Source organism: Anaerobacillus sp. ABD4_527, assembly GCF_056160805.1.
In genome coordinates, this window is sequence record NZ_JBSWXZ010000002.1 from 232365 (window position 1) to 253107 (window position 20743).

General features: G+C 41.2%; 24 protein-coding genes and 1 riboswitch. Of the genes, 18 read left to right on the forward strand and 6 right to left on the reverse strand.

The window, feature by feature from the left end; translation table 11 throughout:
* Positions 1-104 precede the first annotated feature (104 nt).
* The 5 genes from ACXAHI_RS13370 to ACXAHI_RS13390 all read left to right on the forward strand — a co-directional run bounded on the left by ACXAHI_RS13370 (position 105) and on the right by ACXAHI_RS13390 (position 5126).
* Positions 105-875 carry a DUF2628 domain-containing protein gene (locus ACXAHI_RS13370; protein ID WP_474848592.1) on the forward strand — a complete coding sequence of 257 codons (771 nt, stop codon included), beginning with the start codon at positions 105-107 and terminating at the stop codon, positions 873-875.
* Between the two features lie 101 nt (positions 876-976).
* Positions 977-1079: riboswitch (purine riboswitch) on the forward strand.
* Between the two features lie 218 nt (positions 1080-1297).
* Entirely contained in the window at positions 1298-2155 is an 858-nt protein-coding gene (locus ACXAHI_RS13375) for a 5'-methylthioadenosine/S-adenosylhomocysteine nucleosidase (RefSeq protein ID WP_474849879.1), read from the forward strand.
* 110 nt (positions 2156-2265) lie between these two features.
* Positions 2266-3276: a S66 family peptidase gene (locus ACXAHI_RS13380; RefSeq protein ID WP_474848593.1), complete on the forward strand. Its 1011-nt coding sequence runs from the start codon at positions 2266-2268 to the stop codon at positions 3274-3276.
* A 183-nt stretch (positions 3277-3459) separates the two neighbouring features.
* Positions 3460-4236 (forward strand): PAS domain S-box protein, encoded by a 777-nt coding sequence (locus ACXAHI_RS13385; RefSeq protein ID WP_474848595.1) that lies wholly within the window; start codon positions 3460-3462, stop codon positions 4234-4236.
* Between the two features lie 116 nt (positions 4237-4352).
* Positions 4353-5126, forward strand: coding sequence for a hypothetical protein (locus ACXAHI_RS13390; protein WP_474848597.1), 774 nt, complete (start codon positions 4353-4355; stop codon positions 5124-5126).
* 106 nt (positions 5127-5232) lie between these two features.
* On the opposite strand, the gene ACXAHI_RS13395 is transcribed toward ACXAHI_RS13390, so the two are convergent.
* Positions 5233-5538: a DUF3243 family protein gene (locus tag ACXAHI_RS13395; protein WP_474832568.1), complete on the reverse strand. Its 306-nt coding sequence runs from the start codon at positions 5536-5538 to the stop codon at positions 5233-5235.
* Between the two features lie 201 nt (positions 5539-5739).
* On the opposite strand from ACXAHI_RS13395, the gene ACXAHI_RS13400 reads away from it, so the two are divergent.
* A complete protein-coding gene (locus ACXAHI_RS13400; RefSeq protein ID WP_474848599.1) occupies positions 5740-6591 on the forward strand; it encodes a phosphotransferase family protein in 852 nt (283 codons plus the stop codon).
* Here the strand turns inward: ACXAHI_RS13400 and ACXAHI_RS13405 are convergent.
* Genes ACXAHI_RS13405 through ACXAHI_RS13415 form a run of 3 tightly spaced genes read right to left on the reverse strand, consistent with a single transcriptional unit; the run spans position 6588 to position 8064 of the window.
* Positions 6588-7070 (reverse strand): hypothetical protein, encoded by a 483-nt coding sequence (locus ACXAHI_RS13405; protein ID WP_474848601.1) that lies wholly within the window; start codon positions 7068-7070, stop codon positions 6588-6590. The genes ACXAHI_RS13400 and ACXAHI_RS13405 overlap by 4 nt on opposite strands.
* Positions 7057-7533: a hypothetical protein gene (locus ACXAHI_RS13410; RefSeq protein WP_474848603.1), complete on the reverse strand. Its 477-nt coding sequence runs from the start codon at positions 7531-7533 to the stop codon at positions 7057-7059. Before ACXAHI_RS13410 ends, ACXAHI_RS13405 begins: the two co-directional genes overlap by 14 nt.
* A 15-nt stretch (positions 7534-7548) precedes the next feature.
* A complete protein-coding gene (locus ACXAHI_RS13415; RefSeq protein WP_474848605.1) occupies positions 7549-8064 on the reverse strand; it encodes a CBO0543 family protein in 516 nt (171 codons plus the stop codon).
* Positions 8065-8304: 240 nt separating this feature from the next.
* On the opposite strand from ACXAHI_RS13415, the gene ACXAHI_RS13420 reads away from it, so the two are divergent.
* The 7 genes from ACXAHI_RS13420 to ACXAHI_RS13450 all read left to right on the forward strand — a co-directional run bounded on the left by ACXAHI_RS13420 (position 8305) and on the right by ACXAHI_RS13450 (position 15119).
* The gene (locus ACXAHI_RS13420) at positions 8305-8754 is read left to right on the forward strand and encodes a pyridoxamine 5'-phosphate oxidase family protein (protein ID WP_474848607.1); all 450 of its coding nucleotides are present in this window, start codon (positions 8305-8307) and stop codon (positions 8752-8754) included.
* Positions 8755-8765: 11 nt separating this feature from the next.
* The gene (locus ACXAHI_RS13425; RefSeq protein WP_474849881.1) at positions 8766-9686 is read left to right on the forward strand and encodes an alpha/beta hydrolase; all 921 of its coding nucleotides are present in this window, start codon (positions 8766-8768) and stop codon (positions 9684-9686) included.
* A 78-nt stretch (positions 9687-9764) separates the two neighbouring features.
* Positions 9765-10673 carry a phosphotransferase gene (locus ACXAHI_RS13430; protein WP_474848609.1) on the forward strand — a complete coding sequence of 303 codons (909 nt, stop codon included), beginning with the start codon at positions 9765-9767 and terminating at the stop codon, positions 10671-10673.
* A 13-nt stretch (positions 10674-10686) separates the two neighbouring features.
* Positions 10687-11430: a nucleoside phosphorylase gene (locus ACXAHI_RS13435; protein ID WP_474848611.1), complete on the forward strand. Its 744-nt coding sequence runs from the start codon at positions 10687-10689 to the stop codon at positions 11428-11430.
* A gap of 144 nt (positions 11431-11574) precedes the next feature.
* Positions 11575-12999, forward strand: coding sequence for a sodium/glutamate symporter (locus ACXAHI_RS13440; RefSeq protein WP_474848613.1), 1425 nt, complete (start codon positions 11575-11577; stop codon positions 12997-12999).
* 166 nt (positions 13000-13165) lie between these two features.
* The gene (locus ACXAHI_RS13445) at positions 13166-14215 is read left to right on the forward strand and encodes a tetratricopeptide repeat protein (RefSeq protein ID WP_474848615.1); all 1050 of its coding nucleotides are present in this window, start codon (positions 13166-13168) and stop codon (positions 14213-14215) included.
* A 10-nt stretch (positions 14216-14225) separates the two neighbouring features.
* Positions 14226-15119: a hypothetical protein gene (locus ACXAHI_RS13450; RefSeq protein WP_474848617.1), complete on the forward strand. Its 894-nt coding sequence runs from the start codon at positions 14226-14228 to the stop codon at positions 15117-15119.
* Positions 15120-15228: 109 nt separating this feature from the next.
* On the opposite strand, the gene ACXAHI_RS13455 is transcribed toward ACXAHI_RS13450, so the two are convergent.
* Together ACXAHI_RS13455 and ACXAHI_RS13460 are read right to left on the reverse strand one after the other, a co-directional pair.
* Positions 15229-16035: a hypothetical protein gene (locus tag ACXAHI_RS13455; protein ID WP_474848619.1), complete on the reverse strand. Its 807-nt coding sequence runs from the start codon at positions 16033-16035 to the stop codon at positions 15229-15231.
* Positions 16032-16568: a sigma-70 family RNA polymerase sigma factor gene (locus ACXAHI_RS13460; RefSeq protein WP_270180888.1), complete on the reverse strand. Its 537-nt coding sequence runs from the start codon at positions 16566-16568 to the stop codon at positions 16032-16034. Before ACXAHI_RS13460 ends, ACXAHI_RS13455 begins: the two co-directional genes overlap by 4 nt.
* Positions 16569-16705: 137 nt before the next feature.
* Here ACXAHI_RS13460 and ACXAHI_RS13465 point away from each other — a divergent pair, with 137 nt between their 5' ends.
* The 5 genes from ACXAHI_RS13465 to ACXAHI_RS13485 all read left to right on the forward strand — a co-directional run bounded on the left by ACXAHI_RS13465 (position 16706) and on the right by ACXAHI_RS13485 (position 20742).
* A complete protein-coding gene (locus ACXAHI_RS13465) occupies positions 16706-17029 on the forward strand; it encodes a YnfA family protein (RefSeq protein WP_474848621.1) in 324 nt (107 codons plus the stop codon).
* 131 nt (positions 17030-17160) lie between these two features.
* Positions 17161-18390, forward strand: a complete 1230-nt coding sequence (locus tag ACXAHI_RS13470; RefSeq protein WP_474848623.1) for a dicarboxylate/amino acid:cation symporter — start codon at positions 17161-17163, stop codon at positions 18388-18390.
* 163 nt (positions 18391-18553) lie between these two features.
* Positions 18554-18949 (forward strand): HIT family protein, encoded by a 396-nt coding sequence (locus tag ACXAHI_RS13475; protein ID WP_474848625.1) that lies wholly within the window; start codon positions 18554-18556, stop codon positions 18947-18949.
* Positions 18950-18999: 50 nt separating this feature from the next.
* Positions 19000-20103 (forward strand): alpha/beta hydrolase-fold protein, encoded by a 1104-nt coding sequence (locus ACXAHI_RS13480; protein WP_474848627.1) that lies wholly within the window; start codon positions 19000-19002, stop codon positions 20101-20103.
* Between the two features lie 168 nt (positions 20104-20271).
* Positions 20272-20742, forward strand: coding sequence for a DUF2975 domain-containing protein (locus tag ACXAHI_RS13485; RefSeq protein ID WP_474813572.1), 471 nt, complete (start codon positions 20272-20274; stop codon positions 20740-20742).
* Position 20743 lies beyond the last annotated feature (1 nt).

Below are 20743 nucleotides of genomic sequence, written 5' to 3' on the forward strand. Positions count from 1 at the left end.
GTGACTGGCTTTTTGATTCACTTACTTTCGTGAAAGTGGTTGTCCCTTACTAATTGTTAACGTATCCTTAGTATGTTAACTAGTCGGATCGGGGGAAAAGTGTGTTGAGGAAAAAGGATAAAGACATAAAGTTTGAAAACCTTGATGAAGAATTACGTGAAGAAGTGCTTGAGTATACGGGGAAGAGATCAGACGTCTACGAAAAGAAGTGGAGCAAATTATCCAACAAAAAATCGCAGATTTCATGGAACTGGGCGTCGTTCCTTTTTAATCTGTTTTGGTTTGCATTCCGTAAGATGAACATTTATGCCTATTCGTTACTAGGTGGTATCATCTTGATCGATGTTCTGTCCATCCTTTACTTTAAGAAGACCATTTCGGGTACAAGTATGGGACCTATATTTATAGCGTTCGCTCTCTTATCAAATAAACTGTATTTTGATTTTGTACTTAGAAAAGTAAAGAAATTAAAAGAAAAATACCCTGATCGTGAAGAACGCTTGGCAGCCATAAGGAAGCAGGGGGGCGTAAGTTGGCTTAGAGCTATTCTTTTCGTACTAATCGTCTTCATCTATTCTTTCTCAATCATGTTTGTAGAAGAAGAAGTGTACTATTCCTACATGGAGCCAAAGTTCACTGAAGCATATGAATTACAAGAAGCGGGTCAGCTTGATGAAGCACTAGCGGTGTATGAGTCGATAGAAAATGACAATATACCTGTAGCAGAAATTCATTTAAACAAGATGTACATATACTCCGATAAAGGTCAGGATGAAAAAGTGTTAGAAGAAGTAAATGCTTATTTACAAATCAGGCCAGAGGATGAAGAAATGCTCGAAATAAAAGAATTAGTCCTTGATCGGCTAGAAGAATGAGAATTGTCTATCGTTATTTAAACGAACGTTAAATGAGTATTTTCATTTAATGTTCGTTTTTAGGTTGTGTTCCCTTCGTACCTTTGATATAGTGACACAGTAAACAACTTAAAAACATTGCTCGTATATCCTCAGTAATATGGTCTGAGTGTCTCTACCTGGTTCCCGTAAACGAACTAGACTACGAGTTAAAGTATTTTTCGGTATTAGCCGTGTTCTTTTTGCTATGGTTATTTCTATTGTTGATACTTTGACTTTGTTGGTCTAGGAGGTAGATGTCTACACGCCTAGACCTTTTTCTGTGGAGAAAACGGTGCATCAAACATCTTAGAGGGGAGCACAGTAGAAGTAGTGGAGAAGACAACACCATTCATACAACAAAGGGGAGTTTTCAATTGAAACGTAGAATAGCAGCAAGATACATGGCGATCGCAATGGTTTCTTTACTAGTACTTTCTGTAATGGCAGGATGCAGTTCTTCCACGAAAAGTGAGGCGGAAGCTAAGGAAAATGAAAAGCAGCCTCTCATCGTTCAGGGCCCTATGCCGATCGAAGCAGAGAAATTTGCTAGTAAGCTAAGTGATGTGAAAGAAGAAAAGTCTGGTTCATTTGTGTTTTATAAAGGAACATTGGACGGTTACCCTGTAATCGTCACGAAGACAGGTAAAGGAATGGAGAATACGGCGGCTGCAACGGCTGTAGCGATCGAAAAGTATGACCCGATCGCTATTATCAACCAAGGTACTTCGGGTGGGCATGATCCAGATCTCCACGTCTTCGATATCGTTCTTGGTGAACGAACTGTTAATCTCGGTTCATTGAAAACACCGAACAAAGAAGAAGGAGAAGGCATCTCACCGAAAGAGTGGATCCCAATGGACTTGATGGCATCAGAAGGAAGTGCGGGAGAAGATCCTGATGCAGAAAACATCCGTTATTTCGAAGGTGACAAAACGTTACTAGAGGCTGCTCATGCGGTAAAAGATACCTACACAAAAGGAAAGATCGTCGATGGAACGATCGGTTCAGCAGATGTTTGGAACAATGAAGTGGATCGTATCAATTGGTTTCATGAGAACTTCGGATCCTCAGTAGAAGAAATGGAAGGTGCCGCTGGCGCACAAATTGCAAAAGCGTATGATGTTCCTTTCCTTGGCATTCGCGTACTTTCCAACAACAAAGTAAACGATGGTGCATATAATCCTGAAACCGCAGAAGCAAATCAGGAATATGTTTATGAAGTCGTGAAGGAATATTTAACGATGATTGAAGAAAAGTAATTGCTTAGAGTGTGGATGCGTCCACACTCTTTTTATGTAGCGGAAGGAAACGAGCGCTGTTTATAGAAGATGATTGAATGCACAAAACCATTTAGTGAGGAAGATGCATCATGATTCATTATCCAACGTTAAAAAATAGCGGAAAGATTGGAGTGACCGCTCCATCTTCAGGAGTACCAGAAAGCTTGCACACGGTTCTTCGTGAAGCTATTGAAAAAGTAGAAGCGAAAGGGTATCGCGTTTCCTGTGGAGAGACAGCTTGGACGCAGGAAAAGGCAAAGTCAGCGAGTGCGAAGGTGCGAGCGGATGAGTTCAATAGACTGATGCTGAAAGAGGAGATCGACCTCATCGTGCCACCGTGGGGTGGAGAGCTATTGATCGAAATCCTTGAGCACATCGAATTTGAAAACATAAAACCGAAGTGGATTCTCGGCTACTCAGATGTTAGTGCGCTGTTGTTTTCCGTCACGTTGAAAACAGGTATTGCGACAGCTCATGGAACAAACTTGATCGATTTGAGAGGTGACTATCAAGACGCGACGACTGCGATGTGGGAATCCGTTTTGAAAACGAGAAAAGGTGAAACGGTCGTTCAACATTCTTCTGAAGCTTACCAGAAGGAATGGGACCACGAAAATCCATCTCCTTGTGTCTTTCATTTGACTGAAATGACTGAATGGAAATCGACGGCAGACGATGTTTCGATAGAAGGTCGTTTGCTTGGAGGATGCCTCGACATCCTCACACATCTCGTAGGCACGCCATATGGCGATGTGGCGTCATTTAGAAACACGTATCTTTCAGATGAGCCAATCCTCTGGTATTTCGAGAACTGTGATATGAATACAACGAGTGTAAGACGATCGCTAGTCCAAATGAAACTAGCAGGGTGGTTCGATCATTGTTCAGGTATTTTGTTTGGGAGGAGTGCAGCGAATCAACCAGTGAATGGGTATGTGATTGAAGATGTGTATGAACAGCTTGCGGAAGAGATTGGAGTGCCTGTGGTTTATGATATCGACTGTGGTCATGTCCCTCCACAGTTCACATTGATAAACGGTGCTCGTGCAAAAGTAACTGCACGCAATGGAAAGGGAAAAGTTAGTCAAACACTCGACTGATTATCACTCTTCGTGCAACGAATTTTTGTGAAAAAGTGCGAGATTTTTGTAGAATAAAGGATTTTGACGAGCAAAGACGAATGAGTTGTTAATGAGGTATGTTACCGGTCTGCTTGTATGAATCAATTTAGATACCTTCTTAGCCGTAGCCGTTTGTGAGATCTTGTAGAAGGAGGAGGTATGATGGAACAACATTCTGCTATTCGGAACATAACAGGTGTCCAAAAAGAACTCGTTTATAATCAAATCTTGGAGTACTCGAACGAAGCGACTGTGATTCATTCAAACCACGAAATACTTTATATTAATCAGTCAGGAATAGACCTACTCAACGGCACGAGAGATTCGATCATCGGTCAGGATATCGTGGACTTCTTTAAGTCAGATCAAAGAGGGTTTGTAAAGGACCAGATACGTAAATTGACCAATGATAGGCAGATCAGTGAAACCATCGAAGCTGAAATCTTCAAGCAGGACAGAACGATTGTCGAGGTGGAGTTATACTGTCATTCGGTCGTATATGGGGATGTACCAGCAATTCAAACGATCATCCGAAACATCACGACACGAAAAGAGGCTGAGCGAAAATATAAAAAAGTATACAACGAAATCGGCATGCCAATCGTTCCGGTGTTCGATGGCATCGCAGTGCTCCCACTTATCGGTTCGATCGATGAAGAGCGAATCGCCCACGTTTTAGATCATATCCCAACTAAAGTACACCAAAAAAAGGTAGATCATCTGATCATCGATGTATCTGGTGTTTATACGATTAACGAACGGGTCGCAGAGTTTTTATTTAAAATGAACGATGTGATCGAACTTCTCGGTGTTTCTATCACATATACAGGCTTTCGCCCAGAACTTGTATATAAAGCGGTCGATACAGGGCTGGAAATTGGCAACTTAAAGACAGTGGCGAGTGTTCAGCATGCGCTTCGTGGATTAAATTGCACATAGCACCATCTACACATCTGAGGATTTTTGAGATGTGTCTTTTTTTGTTCGCACCTCTTGTGTTACGGTTATACTATTATTTCCAAAATTAGAAAAACACTGCGTTAGGAGAAAACGACATGCAATATGCGATATCTGTCACCGACACCTCAAAGGCAGAAACGATAGAGGCACAAGGCTTACAAGTGATCGAGGTGTTGAAGAGGTTTTCAGAAGCACTTAAAAACATTACGTCGTTCGAGGCACCGCGTGGAATCGTCTTTCACGATTTGAAGTCAGCGACAGAACTATATTCTGATATCCCTATACCCGCTTATACATCTAGAGACCTCATCCATCTCAGTCCTGATCCGGCGGTTTGGAAGAAACTCTTTTTATCAACGGTCAAAGATGGGATGAAGCAGGCCGAAGCGTACTACTCTTCGACTAATCATCTTGATGTAGCAGCCATTGCTGCCCATGAATTGACCCATCACGCGGATTTCTTTCACGATGATTTTGAGGGTGACGACGTGAATATGTGGTTTGAAGAGGGGCTTTGTGAATATATCCCAAGTAAGCTCATGTTCTCTGAAGAAACGTTTCAGGAAACTTCAGAAGTTGAGGAAATGTTGATCGAGAGCTACAAAGATGAGTTCGGTGAGTATTGTTTGAGTGAGTTTGGAAAAGCGGGCTATCGAAATGGTGAGAAAAATGGATACGCAGGGGCTTTTTATGACTACTGGCGAAGCAAAAAAGTTGTGAAGGCGTTAGTGGAAGACCATTTTGATAATCGCATTTCGAGTCTGATCGAATGTTATAGAATGTGGGATCAATCAACACCGCTCCATGGTTATTTCACGAATGTGCTCGGCTTATCTAAATCTCAAGCAAAAGACTTATGGCGAGCATAAAAAAGTCCTGACTCACATCTCCAGTGAGAGCCAGGACTCGTTGAACCATCCTTAAATGGTAACACTCTATTTCACACAATAACGTGCTAATCGTTAAGAAATCAACTTACTTGTTTGTTTCATCAGTAAGCTTAACGAGAACATGAGCGATGTGCTTACGTTCTTCTTCATTCGCTACGTTCCATAGCTCGTTCAATACTTTCTGCTCACGGTTTCGCGGCTCTTCATGCTTTGCTAAGTAGTCACCGACACGCTTAGCACCTTTGGATAAGCCTTCTTCACCAAGACCAAGTTTTTCACCTTTTTGAACTTGGTCACCAAGATAGTCTTTGAACTGCTGGAAGTTCTCTAGAATATCATCTTTCTTGTCTTGATTCATTTCTGCTGCTGCACTTTTTGGATCTTTACTCATTATAATCCTCTCCTTCAACTTGTCTTCATGTTTCTTTTTCCACGTATGGAAGTGATAAAAACATGAGAGTGTTTTTCGATGTGCTGTTGTGATTTGGTAATGTTAGCCACACAGGATATATAACCGAGCAGGACTGTTCGTAAACCTTTGTGCTGAGAATAGGTATGATCTTACTACTTAGTGAAGAATAGGAGAAAGGGTATGACATCTAACTATAAGCGTGAAATTAATGCGGTATATCCAGAATTAACGATAACGAAGATCGAACAAAACACGATCGGTCAAAACAATGATGTGGTCATTGTGAACGAGAATCTTGTCTTTAGGTTTCCGAAGTATGATGAAGGGGTTCTAGCGTTAAAAAATGAAACGGCGGTCCTTGAAGAAGTTAGAAAACATGTGCCGCTACCCGTTCCATTCCCTACGTATCAGTCGTTGCAGACGCAAGAGGTTGGGAAAGTTTTCGTGGGGTACGAGTTGATAGAAGGGGAATCATTTTGGAAAGAAGAATTTCAGAAAATCACTGCAGAAGATAAAGAGGGAATTGCGAATCAGCTCGGTTCATTTCTATCAACGCTTCATTCGATTCCAATCGAACAAAGCAATGGAGCGATTCAACATGAGATAGAGAGTCTATATGTAAGGATACAGAATCTGTTATTTCAACATATGAGGGAAGAAGCGAGAAAAGATGTTTCCACCCTTTTTGAAACCTTTCTAGAAAAAGTGAAAGAGACACGTTTACACAAGAAGCGAATTCACGGAGATTTTGGCGCTTCAAATATTTTGTGGGATTCTGAGAAACGTGAGATAACTGGAATCATTGACTTTGGTGAAACGGAGATTGGAGATCCAGCTTATGATTTTGCAGGGCTTTTAGCGAGCTATGGAGATGAGTTCGTAAAGAAGTGTCTTGCGTTTTATCCTGAAGGAGAGGACTTTCTAGAACGCGTTACTTTTTATAAGGAAACGTTCGCATTGCAGGAAGCTCTTCATGGTATCGAGCACAATGATGTTGAGGCGTTTGAGAGCGGGATCAGTGCGTATCGCTAGTTTGATTTTACTAAGTGATAATACATCAGCAGCATCGATTGAAACAGTATATAGATCGGGACAGACCAGTACATCGAGTAGCCCTTGTCAAAATGATAGAGGCCAATTTTCGTCCCGATCCACTCCATCACCATCGACACGACCGTCCAGATGATGATGTAGAGGATCGAATAAAAGCCTTTAATGTTTAGTTTTACATAAATGTAAACAAAGAAATAGCTATAAGGACAGTACATCACATAGCTTAAGAAATCGATTCCCTGATAAGCTGCGGTATCGTTCACATCATAAAAGTCCCATGCGCTAATGCTTAGGGTTTGGTCACTAAACATTCCTAGGAATAAGCCGAACAAACTATATCCGATCGTCTCTAATGTAGAGAATATTTTTGGCAGGTAAAAAAGTAATGAAAACAGAACGAGTACGCTAAGAATAACGAACCACTCATTTAAGTCAAAAGCTCGTTCATAAACCTTCATAGTGCTCTCTCCTTCCGAGCATCATAACGATCTTGAGCATAGCAAGGCCGATGAGTAGAAGGATACAGTCCATCATGATCGCAAAAAAGAAGTTCCATTCGTTGTATACCTCAACTTTAAAAAAGACGGACCCTACGTTAAAGGTATGCAAGATCAGCAAGGTACAAGCAAAAAGGCCAAACTTTGCTTTTCGACTCGTTACCATTCTAACTGTATTGATAAAAAGTATAATGATTAACGGTGTGATGAGGTTCCGATGCAGTAAGAAAGATAGAAATAGCGTGTTGTCATCTGATGTGGAGATGAATTTCATGTTCCATGTAATAATCGTTAAGTAATTCATGATAAAGATGGAAACACCGAAGAACACGATGGAGTTTTCGAGAAAGCTACGCATTTTTCTATGGAAGATCGTTAGCTGAATCAGGAATATGGAAATGGTCATTGCGATCGCAAGTGCCACGGTCATCCTCCTTAACTATCTCCAATTGCTTACGGGAACATCGTACAGAATGAGCAGAATGATTATGATTGGTACCGATATCACATAAGCGATCAGAGGGCGTTTATATTGTAAATAGATCATCGTAAACATGATGAAGTTAAAGACGATTGAGCTGAATAATGTCCATCCGTGGTGGTAGTGAAATAGGTTGATCGCTGTGAAAAGCCATTCGAAGAAACCGTATAACACGACCCATGATGTAAGAAAGAGAATTTTACCAGAAGTGCTTTTGATCCGATCCATGTAAGGAATATATATTAAAACGGTACAAGGATAGACGATAAACATAATGATCAAATTGATCGTAGTATGGTTCGGTAAAAAATTGCTTTCCGTATACTCCCATAGCGGGTATTTATAAGTAAGGAAGTTATAGAGGAGATCACATGCTATAAAATAAAGGATGGTGTGATGGTATTTCTCCCAATGCCGCCAGTCTCCAAAAAGTCTAGCGGCAATGATCCAACATAATGCTCCTAATATGTACATAGTCCATTGCCCCTTTTCATCTGCACATCTGTTAGCTTTTTCAATGTTGGAAAGAATATGCGTTTGCTGTGCTGTTAAATATTTGGTGTGATGTGGGGAAGGTGTGACTAAAGGTATTTCGCTGATATAACCAATATTCCGCAAAAATTCAAATGAACTTGCGGATATAGTCCGACTTACAACATAAATTTAGGCATTTACAGATTGCCTTCCATACTTTTAAATGAAGGGTGATACATAATGAAAGTACTGAGAGGAAAGCGAAGTTTCGACTTGGACGAATTTATGAAAAAACCTCTTTTTGCACATCTATCGACGATGGCAGATGAGGGACCGAGGGAGTCTCCTGTTTGGTTTTACTGGGAAGATGAGTGTATTTGGATTATTGGTACACCACCTTCTGATACGTTTCCAGCAAGAATTGAGAAGTATCCGAAGTGTGCGATCGGCATCGTGGATTTTGATCGCAGCACTGGTGAAGTTCTTCATGCAGGGTTTAGAGGTGAGGCATCGGTCGTCCCGTTTGATAAAGGGATCGCCTATCGCCTGCTCAGAAGGTATCTTGGTCCAGAGGAAGCAGAGTGGTCCCCAAACTTTCAAGGATTGGGAGACAGCAACATTCTCATTAAATTCGTTCCCGAAACAGTCGTGGTACGAGATCAGTCATACGCTCCTAGCGGTGGCGAGTGAAACATTGGGAGATGAGAGACATGACATATACACAATTACTGAACAAGACGATCGAAACATATGAAAAAGATGGAAGCTTAGAAGCTTTCCGCTATATTCAAAAGCATGCTGATGAAGTCGAAGGGAATCGAACGCAGATCTATAATTTTCAATATGCGCTCGCTGCAGCTTCTGACCTAAAAGATGAAGCATTAACATTGATGAGAGAAGCCGTCATCGACCATGGGTATTGGTATTCCTATGATTATCTCATGGCAGATGAAGATTTGGACTCCATTAAAGATACAAGCGAGTTCCAGGAACTCGCGGAGATTTGTAAGAAAAGGGAAGAAGAAGCGAAAGCAACGGCTAAACCCGAGTTAACGCTCATCGGTGAAGATGGAGCAGAAAAACCGCTACTCATCGCGTTACACGGTGATCAGGAAAATGCTGCTTTAACGAAAGAATATTGGCGTTCGGTCGTTACAGAGGGGACGACTCTCGCTCTTCCACAGTCGTCACAAATTCAGTTTACGGATGCATACGAATGGGAAGATCTTGAAAAAGGCTCAGATGAAGTCGTCAATCATACGGAGCGATTGGTCGATCAATTTAATGAGATCACGATTGGCGGCTTTTCAGCTGGATGTCGAGTAGCGCTTCACGCCATGGTGACAAAAAACTTACCTGTTAAAGGGTTTATCTTTGTTGCTCCGTGGCTACCAGAAGTAGAAGAGTGGGATGAGTTGCTCGACAACATTGGTACAGATGTAAAAGGCTACATCATTTGTGGAGACCAAGATGAAGACTGTATTGAAAGTGCAAACAGATTTGGAGAGCTTTTAGTGAAGCGGAATATCCAGCACAAGTTAAAAATCATATCAGGTCTTGATCACGAATATCCTGAGAGATTTGAAGAGATGTTGAAAGAAGCGATGACATATATTGGTTAAGACGCTGAGGAAACTTGATGAAGGTGCTAGAGCTTCATCTTTCCTCTTATATTAACCACCAAAAAAAGGGGTGAAGCGATGAACACGCCACAAGCTTGGACGGAGTATATTCATCTTGTTCCTGCTTTAAAGAATGCTGTCGTATGGAAGTCTCTACGACAATGGTCACTTTCAGAAGTTTGGAGAGTCACGATGCCAGGTGGAAACACGATGATTGCAAAAAAAGGAATGGGAGAGAATTCCCGCGAGGCAGCCGTTTATGAACATCTGCTTCGTCCCCTTAAAGTTGATTCACCAATTATTTATAATGCGATTTCAGAAGGCTCAGTTGGCATTTTACTGATGGAAGATGTAAAAGGGAAAAGTGTCGAAGAAAATCCGGATGGACGTTATTTTATCGAAGCAGCCAGAAAATTAGCAGCGATGAGGACTGAAGTTCGATCGAGGCTAGCGAATAAGGGCACTGGCATCAAAGATGTGTTTTATTTAAAAAAAGATAAGTTGATCAACGATCTTGTTCATTTGAAAAAGCAGCATGAGGTGTTAGAAATCAACCAGGACGTTATTCTTCAACGAGCGTTAGAGATTCTACCTCAGCATTTGGAACAATTGTATAAACGGTTTCCAGTTACCATTACTCATAATGATTACTATCCAAAAAATATGGTAGGTATTAATAAAACGCTTAAGATCATCGACTGGGCCAATGCCAATCTTAGTCCACATCTTGGAGATCTATACTGCTTGATTGCATCTGCAGAAGAGTATGGGGTAAATCAAAAAGAAGTGATCGAAGCGTATCGACAAGATGTACCTGAGGAATTAGCTGTTGATCTAGATTGGCAGATTACGATGGGCGGCATCTGCTGGACGATCTATATGCTTAGATGGCTGATCGATTTTGGTGTGGACGCCATTCCAGAAGCGAAGGACTGGGTTCCAGATATGGTGAATGAACTCGAACGTTTATTAGAAACGCTCTCATAGTTAGGGGGATCAAATGAAGCTTTATGGAGATTTTGAAAAAGAAGACTGGTTGAACGCGATGAAAATAAAGGCTGAGGATGTTCCTGACGCTTTTATCTTACACGGAGAATGGGAACATGAATGGAATTTAGCGAGTTGGAAGGAGCTTCTTCATCACGATCAATGGTTCCCGGATTGGAATGCAATCGTAGGGACATACGGCGACAGAAGGATTGGATTTGCAAATGTGTTTGGAGGCCCGATCGCAGCATCAGTTGCGCATCGGTTCTCCGTGCTAGGAACTGAGACGTTCATTCAAACGGGCTATTTTGGTGGATTGTCTCATGATGTGCAGTATGGTGATATCTTTATAGCGACGTCGGCAGCGATGGAAGATGGGGTATCACACTGGTACTTACCTGAGAGGAAAACCGTTGAAGCAGACGAAGCACTTGTTCAAGAAGCGATCAGGTTTTGTGAGGAAAGAAATTATTCTTATGTAACAGGACACATTTTCACAACGGGTGCAATCCATGCTGAAACGAGCGAACTCGTCGCTTCCTGGGCGGATGACGGGTATATTGGAGTCGATATGGAGACGGCGACGACGTTTGCTGTCGCAAAGAAATACGGCAGAAAGGCGATCAGCCTTCTTAACTTATCTGACCATATTATTAAAGGAGATACCCTCTACTCCAATAATCTTGAAAGAGATGAAATCGAAGCGAAAACAGATGACAGGATTAAAGAACTAGCGCTTCACCTATCACATTTCTAGAGTAGACTTTTCAATTGAAAAAATTGAAAAGTCTTTTTTTTCGAAAACACGTTTAACACCTTTTTTTACGAGGGAACGAAAAGTAAAGGTTGTTATGATGTGATTCGAAGCAGCTGGAAATTTGATGTAACGAGGTGGTTCATTTTGAGTCCGGATCAAATAGGGTTTGCGCTATTATATATAGGTGTCTTTCTTCTTATCGGAAAACTCATACGTGTGAAAGTGAAAATTTTGCAAGATCTTTTTTTACCTGCATCCATAATAGGGGGCTTTATCGCATTGCTCCTAGGTCCTCAGGTTCTTGGTAAGCTAGTCGCTCCTTTCGTCTCGGAAGGGCATTTCTTAGCGAATGGAATCATGACAGACACGATCATCGAGGTGTGGGCAGCACTGCCAGGTCTTATGATCAACGTCGTGTTCGCATCGTTATTCCTTGGAGCGACGATGCCTAAGCTTAAAGACGTGTGGACGTACGGCGGACCACAGCTTGCCTTCGGTTGGGCAATCGGCTGGGGACAATATGTAGTCGGTCTATTAGTCGTCTTACTCATTCTTACGCCGTTCTTCGATATTCCAGCGATGGCTGGTGCATTGATCGAGGTCGCCTTTGAAGGTGGTCACGGTACTGCAGCAGGTATGGCGAGTACGTTCGAAGAGCTAGGCTTCTCGGAAGCGTTCGACTTAGCGATTGGACTTGCGACAGTCGGTGTGTTGTCAGGTGTGATCTTCGGTATCATCCTGATCAACTGGGCAGTTAGAAATAATAAAACAGAAGTGATCAAAGATGTTGATGGCTTCTCTGACCTTCGTAAAAGTGGAATCATGGAATATCAAAACCGAGAGCCAGCTGGAAAGATGACGCTCCGACCTGAGTCGATTGAGCCGCTATCGTTCCATCTCTCGATCATTATGGTTGCCATTTTGATAGGTTGGTTGATTTTACAAGGGTTGATCGGACTAGAAGCGATCACGATCTCTCAGTGGACAGGCTCAAGTTTCATGACGTATATCCCGCTGTTCCCGATCGCAATGTTTGGCGGTATCATTCTACAAATCTTCTTTAATAAAAATGATAAGTACAATCTCGTCGATCGTCGTATGATCAACCGTATTCAAGGGCTGGCATTAGACATCTTAATCATTTCAGCAATTGCAACGGTATCACTCGAAGTAATCGGTGACTATCTCGTTCCATTCTTAATTCTAGCTGTAGCCGGAATCTCTTGGAACTTGTTCGGATTCCTATTCCTCGCACCTAAAATCATCCCGAATTACTGGTTTGAACGAGGAATCGGAGACTTTGGTCAGTCGATGGGTGTTACAGCAACAGGTCTTCTCTTGATGCGAATCGTTGACCCTGATAACGAATCACCTGCGTTTGAAGCGTTCGGTTATAAACAGCTTGTGTATGAACCGTTCCTAGGTGGTGGTCTCGTCACAGCGCTCTCGGTTCCGTTTATTGCAGGCGTTGGACCGTGGGCAGGACTGATCCTTGCGCTCGCCATGACCGCACTCGGAATCTTTTCTGGAATCTTTTATTTTGGAAGAGGGAAGCATAAAGAAGGATGATGAAAATCGGAAAAGGAAGCTGTCTCATTAAGAGGCAGCTTCCTTTTTTATTAGGTGATAGGAAGGTTGTATGATTAATTGAGTTAACATGTTTTTAAAGAATTACTTATATATATCTGTCTTAATCGTATGGTAGAATTGTACATTATAAGCTAGGAGGAAAGTTATGGAATCAACTCATGCTACAATTCAAGAGTTTATTTCCTTTTCAGATAAACTACCAGATTCTACTCATCGAAATTACGAAACAGCGATTGCTGATTATGCTTTTAATAAATTTTCGGATGAAGATTTTAATCTTTTATTCAATTGGTTAAAAAAAGAAGATATTTCATCTGATATACCTATTTATTTTTCAACCTTCATTCTTCTTTGTACATTTTCAAGAAGGATGAAAAACAATACTCGATATAAAGAAACGATCGATGCTTTTGGTAGTTACTTTGAACATGAGCTTTTATATCCTCACTTTAAAGCACTTTATCACAAAGCACGATATACATCAGATGATATGGAGTATGCTATTCAGTATGCTATGGAAGCAGTTGAAAACCTCCCTGAACAAGTAGGGGTGCTACATAATTATGTGGAAATCATCATTACGGCAAATGAAATAGATATGAACTTAAGTGATGATTTATTGACTGAAGCTAAAGAAACGATGAAGATAATTATGAGGAAAGACAGTAGATATGCGAAGTTTCATTGTACACGTGGGCGTTTATATGCCCTGCTTGGAGATTTCAAAGAAGCAGAAAAAGCAATTCTTAAATCTATCGACCTAGAGGACTCCACTAAAAAAGACTATGTGATGCGTATAAATGACTACCAATCTCATTTGATTAGAATTCAGACGGTTGCATCAGCAAAGAGAACAATGGAGCAACTAGAACAAACAAGACATGACTTGAAGGAATCTAAGGAAAAATTAAAGGTCTCTATGGATAAAATGAAGTCTGAGAATATACAATTTCTTGGTTTTTTTGTTGCAATCATTAGTTTAACGATAGGATCATTGAATATGATTAGTAATCGTTCCTTTTTAGAAAGTGCACTCCTCATTATTATTCTCACTGGCGCAATTTTAATAGGATACGTAGGTCTCTCCTTAATGTTCCAGAGTGATACAAATAAGAATAAACAAAAATGGTTTATCTTAGCTATAGGACTTTTTTTAATTGCGGGTTCTATGTTGACACATATCTTACAAAAATAGAGGTGATAGAATGATAGATACTATTGAAACTACCTATGTGCCTGGAAATAATGCTAAAAATGAAGATGCCTACGTCGTGGAAGAGCAGAGAAATATTTTTGCAGTGGTAGATGGTGCGACAGGGTTAGGGGGATTGCCGGGGGATCTTGCCGCAAATGTAGTGAAACATACAATTGAGTCAAACCTTGATCTCCATCTACGTTCACTTATACTGCAAGCTAACAATGAATTGCATGTTCAAGTAGAAAATAAGGGGGGAGATGCACTATCATCAATTCCTAAGTATCAAAGAAGTACATGTGGGCTAGCAGCAGTACAATTACACGGAAATAATAGGTTAGAATTCGTAGCTGCTGGAGACTGTATGGCATTTATAGAATACAATAATGGCGAAATTCGAGCTTTGAACCATGATCACATTGATAAATTTGATCAAATTGCGATTCAAGAATTCCATAAAGAAGTCTCACTCCAGCTAAAAAAACTTGGTGCAAAACCCTATGAATTAAATACAGCTAAAATAAAAGAAATATTAACGCATAGCAGAGATGCTATATTACCGCTTCTTCAAGAAAACCGTAACAGATTAAATACTAAGAACGGCTATGGAGTAATTGATGGTTCTGAAGAGATTGAGAAGTGGTTGGAGTTTGGACAGATTCCACTGATAGGGGTAAAAAGTATACTGTTGCTCTCAGACGGGTTAAAGTTACATAGTAATAATGATAAATTACTTGGAATGCAGTTATGGATGGAAACCGCTAGGGTGGCGTTTGCACATGGTTTAAATGAATTGAAAGAGCAAGTTCTTGATCTTGAAATCAATGATCCTCTTTGTTATAGATACCCTCGATTAAAGCCTCAAGATGATAAAACTGGCATCCTTGTTAAGTTTTCGTCTTAGGCTAAAAGGATTCTAAGCTAACTATCTAAGTTGCTTTAAACGGTTTGCACACAAAAAAGCTGTCTCTTAAAGAGGCAGCTTCCTTTTATATTGAGATATAATTATGAACTTATTCATCTCGCCAGTAGTCTACGAGTTCTTCTTCAGCGATCAGTGCTTCAACTTTAGACACGCTGTCCCCATTGAGCATGTATGAATAACCTGATGGTGAACCTTCTGCTTCATTCATAGTGATGTTAAGGTCATTCACTAACCCTATTAAATACGTCATGCCGACTTCCATTCGTTCACTCGGTTCCTTCCATTGATCAAGATATCGAGTAGGAGCTACTGTTCCATCTAAGTTTAAGTGTTCATAACGTTTGCGCTCTTCGTTGTTGAGAAGGATCGAGAGGTTCTTTAGATTTTCAAAATCTTTTTCAATCGCTTCTCCTTGAACGGTTATGCCGACAAGAGAGACTCGAATTGTTGTTGCTCCTATGGTTTTGTAATACATGTGATCATCGTCATGCTGCTCAGGGACGGGGGCATTTAACGTTTCAGCATAGGAAGCGATCATCTCTTTTGCACTTGTAGGATGAGTTTCGACGACGTCGCTCGGGTCGGTCACATCAGTCCATTCTTTATCGAGTTCAGAAGAGCTCGTAGAATTCCCTTCGCTAACAGAGACAGGTTGTTCTAGTGAACTTGGTTCATCAACGGCTGATGGATCGGTCTTTTCTAGCCCACCTGTTAAGATAATCGCTCCAAAGACCGCTAATACTACCACTGTTGAAGCCGTGTAGAGTAAGAACTGTAATGGGTTTCTCTTCTTCTTAGATGAGATATGATGGAGGACCGCCTGTTTTCCTGCATTAGAAAATGAGATGGTTTCATACGTTTCTTCATGAAGTTTTTGTTTTAGGTCATGATTCATGGTTGTAACCCTCTCCTTTCAAGTTCTAATTTAAGAATTTGCTTTCCTCTCCTTAGTCGTGTTTTGATTGTGCTTTCGTTCAGTTTCGTTATTTCGCTAATTTCTCTGATTCTTAATTCTTCATAATAATACAGATAGAGGATGCCTCGGTATTTATGTGGTACTTGTAGCAACGACTCCGTAACAGCATGTTGATCGTCTTTTTGAATCAGCTTAATTTCTGGTGTGAGCTCGTTCGATGGGTGGTAGGTTTTACTGTAGGGCAGCCACTTTTTGAAAGCATGTGTTTTTAATGTATCTAATGAACGATTGACCGTAATGCGGTAAAGCCAAGTTTTGAAGCTCGATCGCTTTTCGAACGTATTGAGATGGTGATAGCAGCTTATAAACACATCCTGAGTGATGTCTTCTGCTGTGCTCAAATCTTTTACATATGTAAAAGCAAGCTTCTTGACCATGTCACCGTATTCATCCATAAGGTGAACGATCGTTTCTTCACGCGTTGCGTCTTCGATCGAGTGCGCATTTTCCAAGAATTATCAGCTCCTTTCTTAAAAGCTGTATCGGTAATTTAATCTTAGACGATGGTGACAGAGAATAGTTTCATATTTTGAGAAAACAATGGAAATGATTTATAATCAAGCGCATGTTGGAAGAAGGACGTGATAGTATGGTCAGTGCTTTATTATTGTTTGTTCTTGCAGGACTAGCTGAAATAGGTGGAGGCTATCTCATATGGCTTTGGTTACGGGATGGCTATCCTTCGTATTACGGTTTGATTGGTGGAATAACACTTGCGTTGTATGGCGTGATTGCAACCTTTCAGGCGTTCCCTTCCTTTGGTCGTGTTTATGCCGCATACGGAGGCGTGTTCATCATTCTTTCAGTGCTATGGGGATGGGGTGTCGATCAGAAGACGCCTGATGTTTATGATTGGTTGGGAGCGGGAATCTGTTTGGTCGGTGTATCTGTCATGCTGTTTAGCCCGAGGTGATCGCTCGTGCTACGACAGGTTCATCTTACTGCTTAAGCAGACCCGTTGACTTTCGATAGAATGTAAGGTATCTTTATTTCCTAGTAAATTCATAGGACTAATACTAGTTTGTTAGCAAGGGGAGAAAGGGAATGAAGAAACTATTTCGAGGCTATCTTGATGCCTCATTAATATTAAAAATTACGATAGCACTTCTATTAGGGATTGCCGTAGGTTTTGTGTTTGGTGAAGATGCGGCTGTGCTTGCGCCGTTCGGAGACCTCTTACTTAATCTATTGAAGTTTCTCATCATACCGCTCGTTCTCTTCACACTGATCGTTGGGGTAAACCAAACGAAACTTGGAGATTTAGGGCGTAAGGGCGGAAAGGTGTTCAGCTTTTATGTGATTTCCAGTGCGGTAGCGATGATCGTCGGAATCACGGTTGCGAGCCTCTTCAATCCTGGAGAAGGATTAAATCTCACTCCGAACGAAAGCGTTGAAGTGCCAGAAAATCCAGGCGTGGTGAGCGTCTTACTAAACATCGTTCCTACGAATATCGTGACGGCGTTTAGTGAGATGAACCTTCTTGGAATCATCTTTACAGCGCTCGTTTTCGGAATCGCGATTTCTGCTCTTAGAAGTTCAAGTGAAACAGCTGAGCTTGGGGAGCATCTTTACAAAGTTGTTAACGGACTGAACGAAGCCACGTTCAAAATTATGAACGTCGTGCTGCAATACGTTCCGATCGGAATCTTTGCAATCATCGCGAAGACGATTGGTAATCAAGGGATCGATACGATTCTTTCACTTGGAAACATGATCCTCGTGTTGTACATTGCACTTGCTGTTCAGGTTGGAATCTATGTGATTGCGATGTTGTTCTTTAAAGTAAAACCGAGTCAGTTTTTCAAAAACGCACGTACGCCGATGATTACGGCTTTTGTTACGCAGAGTAGTTCAGGCACGCTACCGGTGACGTTAAATGCGGCAAGAGGACTTGGCCTTTCAAAGAGCTTATATAGTTTTAGCTTACCGTTAGGTGCTACGATCAACATGGATGGAGCTGCGATTCGAATTGCGGTATCCGCTGTTTTCGCCGCTAACGTTGTCGGCACACCGCTAAGCTTTTCGGACATGCTTGCGATCGTGCTCGTCGGAACGCTCGCATCGATCGGTACTGCAGGTGTTCCTGGTGCAGGAATCATCATGATCGCTACAGTGTTTTCTCAGGTAGGATTACCGATGGAAACAGTAGCATTATTAACAGCTGTCGATGCGCTTGTTGGAATGGGTGCAACAGCACTCAACGTTACTGGAGACCTTGTCGGTTCTTCAGTGATCGACCGTTCCGAAAAGAAAAATGAGTTAAAAAGTGCTTAACTAATAGAAAGGCCAGGGAAATCTTATGATGACCCTGGTCTTTTTTTATAATTGCAGACATTGGAGCGGAATGGTATACGATACCTATAAGAGGGCTATCAAGGTATTTTTAGAGGACTTTTATTATGTCCTATCGAATTTTTAGAAGTGGAGGGGGATGCTGATGTACAAAAAAGATTGTCCATTTTGCAATCCATACAGCGATGTAAACCAAACGATCGTGTTTGAAAGTGAAACATGTTATTTTCTTCAGCACGACAATGAGCAACGAGTGTTGAAGGGTTCAGGTGTAATCGTTCCGAAAAAGCATAGGAGCGACCCTTTTGATTTAACTGAAGAGGAATGGCTCGATACATATACGCTCTTAAATCGAGCGAAAGCCTACCTCGACCAACGTTTTTCCCCTGATGGCTATACAGTCGGCTGGAATGTTGGTGAAGTGTCAGGTCAATTCATTCCACATAGTCACCTTCATGTGATTCCGAGGCATATGGATGAGCCGCTTGCTGGCAAAGGCCTTCGCTATTGGTTGAAGCAAGATGAAAATAAACGACGATAATAGGAACCGCACTCGAATCGAGTGCGGTTATTGAGCGTGGGAGGAAAGGTATGAATATACAAGAAATACGAAGCCCTTTTAGTTATAACGAGATTTCTAGCATGAAACAACTCGAGACACCGATTGTGAAACACGTAGATGATGGGATCGAAATTCACTTTATTTATATTGGAAATGAAGACACTTCGAGCGTTCACGTTTTAGGTAGTTTTCCAGGGTGGGAGTTACAAGGAGGAGACATGACGAGGCTTGAAGAAAGCGACATCTGGGTAAAATCCTTTCTTATAGATCGTGCATTCGCAAGCACGTACTATTTCTCAATCAATGACGACTATGGAGATGATTGGGGAGAAAGATTCAAGCACATGATCTTAGACCCATTAAACCCGAATACGATGAATTATTCTGAAGTACCCGGTGACCCTCTTACGGCAATCTCATACGTTGAAGTAGATGAGGAGCTAGCCGCTATGAATGTGACGAAGAAGGGGAACGTCTACAAGGAAGTGTTCGAGAGCAGCGTCTTACATAATGAACGAAATCTATGGATCTATGATCCTATTGAAGCTGACACGCCTAAGAACGTGTTGATTCTATTCGATGGTTTTCAGTATACAGATGCCATCCCGGCACCTGCTATGATCGATCATTTATATGATGAAGGAAAAATTTCTGCAACGGTTATGGTCGGGGTGGATAGCCCAGACCGTTTTACGGAGTTTGTTGGAAACGATGTGTTCACTCAATTTTTAACAGATGAACTCTTACCGTGGATTCACAATACGTTCAGAGTGAATCAAAACAAAATCGTTTTAGGAGGAGCTAGCTTAGGAGGGTTGGCCGCATTTTATAGTGCAATGTCACGGCCGGATCTATTCGGTGGGGTTTTATCACAATCGGGTTCGTTCAATCATAAGAAGTGGGTCGATTGGCCTGTTCATCACATGGAAAATGGGTCAAAGCAACATCCTGTACGGATCTACATGAATGCAGGTAGGTTGGAAGTTCCGGAGTTACAAGAAGCCAATAACCAAACGTATTCAGCGCTCAAACGAAATGGCTATGATGTAAAGTATGACGTGTTTAACGGTGGACATGACGTACTATGGTGGCGTGAAACGTTTCCTAGAGGGCTGGAATATGTCTTTAAGTGAGGAATGAAGAGCTTATCCCAAATGGGGTAAGTTTTTTTGTACTCGTTTGTGATCTAGATTCAAGAGAATATATTAACAATAAATACATATCAATAATTAATAATTATTTATTGAAAAACAATAAATAATGAGGTATATTCAACCTATCAAGCAAGCGAGGTGTTTACATTGAAACTAGGTTCAACGAATTTTTTAAGAATCGTTGTAGTCGTCATTGGGGTAGCGGTACTTGCACTGTGTATCTTTGCGTTACCAGCGATTGCGTCTGAAGCAGCTGAGGGTCAAACATTTCTTTATCCCATTTTAATTGGAATGTATGCTGCTGCCATTCCGTTCTATGTTGCATTGTATCAAGCTCTAAAACTGTTAAGCTTTATCGATAAAGAAGAAGCATTTTCTGATTCTTCTGTGAAATCGCTACGAACGATCAAGTTTTCTGCAGCAACCATCAGTGTGTTGTATATGCTCGTTATGCCGTTCTTTTATATAGTAGGTGAGAGGGATGATGCACCAGGAGTTATTGCGATCGGATTAGTCATCATCTTTGCTTCTCTTGTGATCGCAGTATTTGCGGCTGTTCTTCAGAAGTTATTGAAGAGTGCGATCGAAATCAAATCTGAAAATGATCTAACGGTTTGAG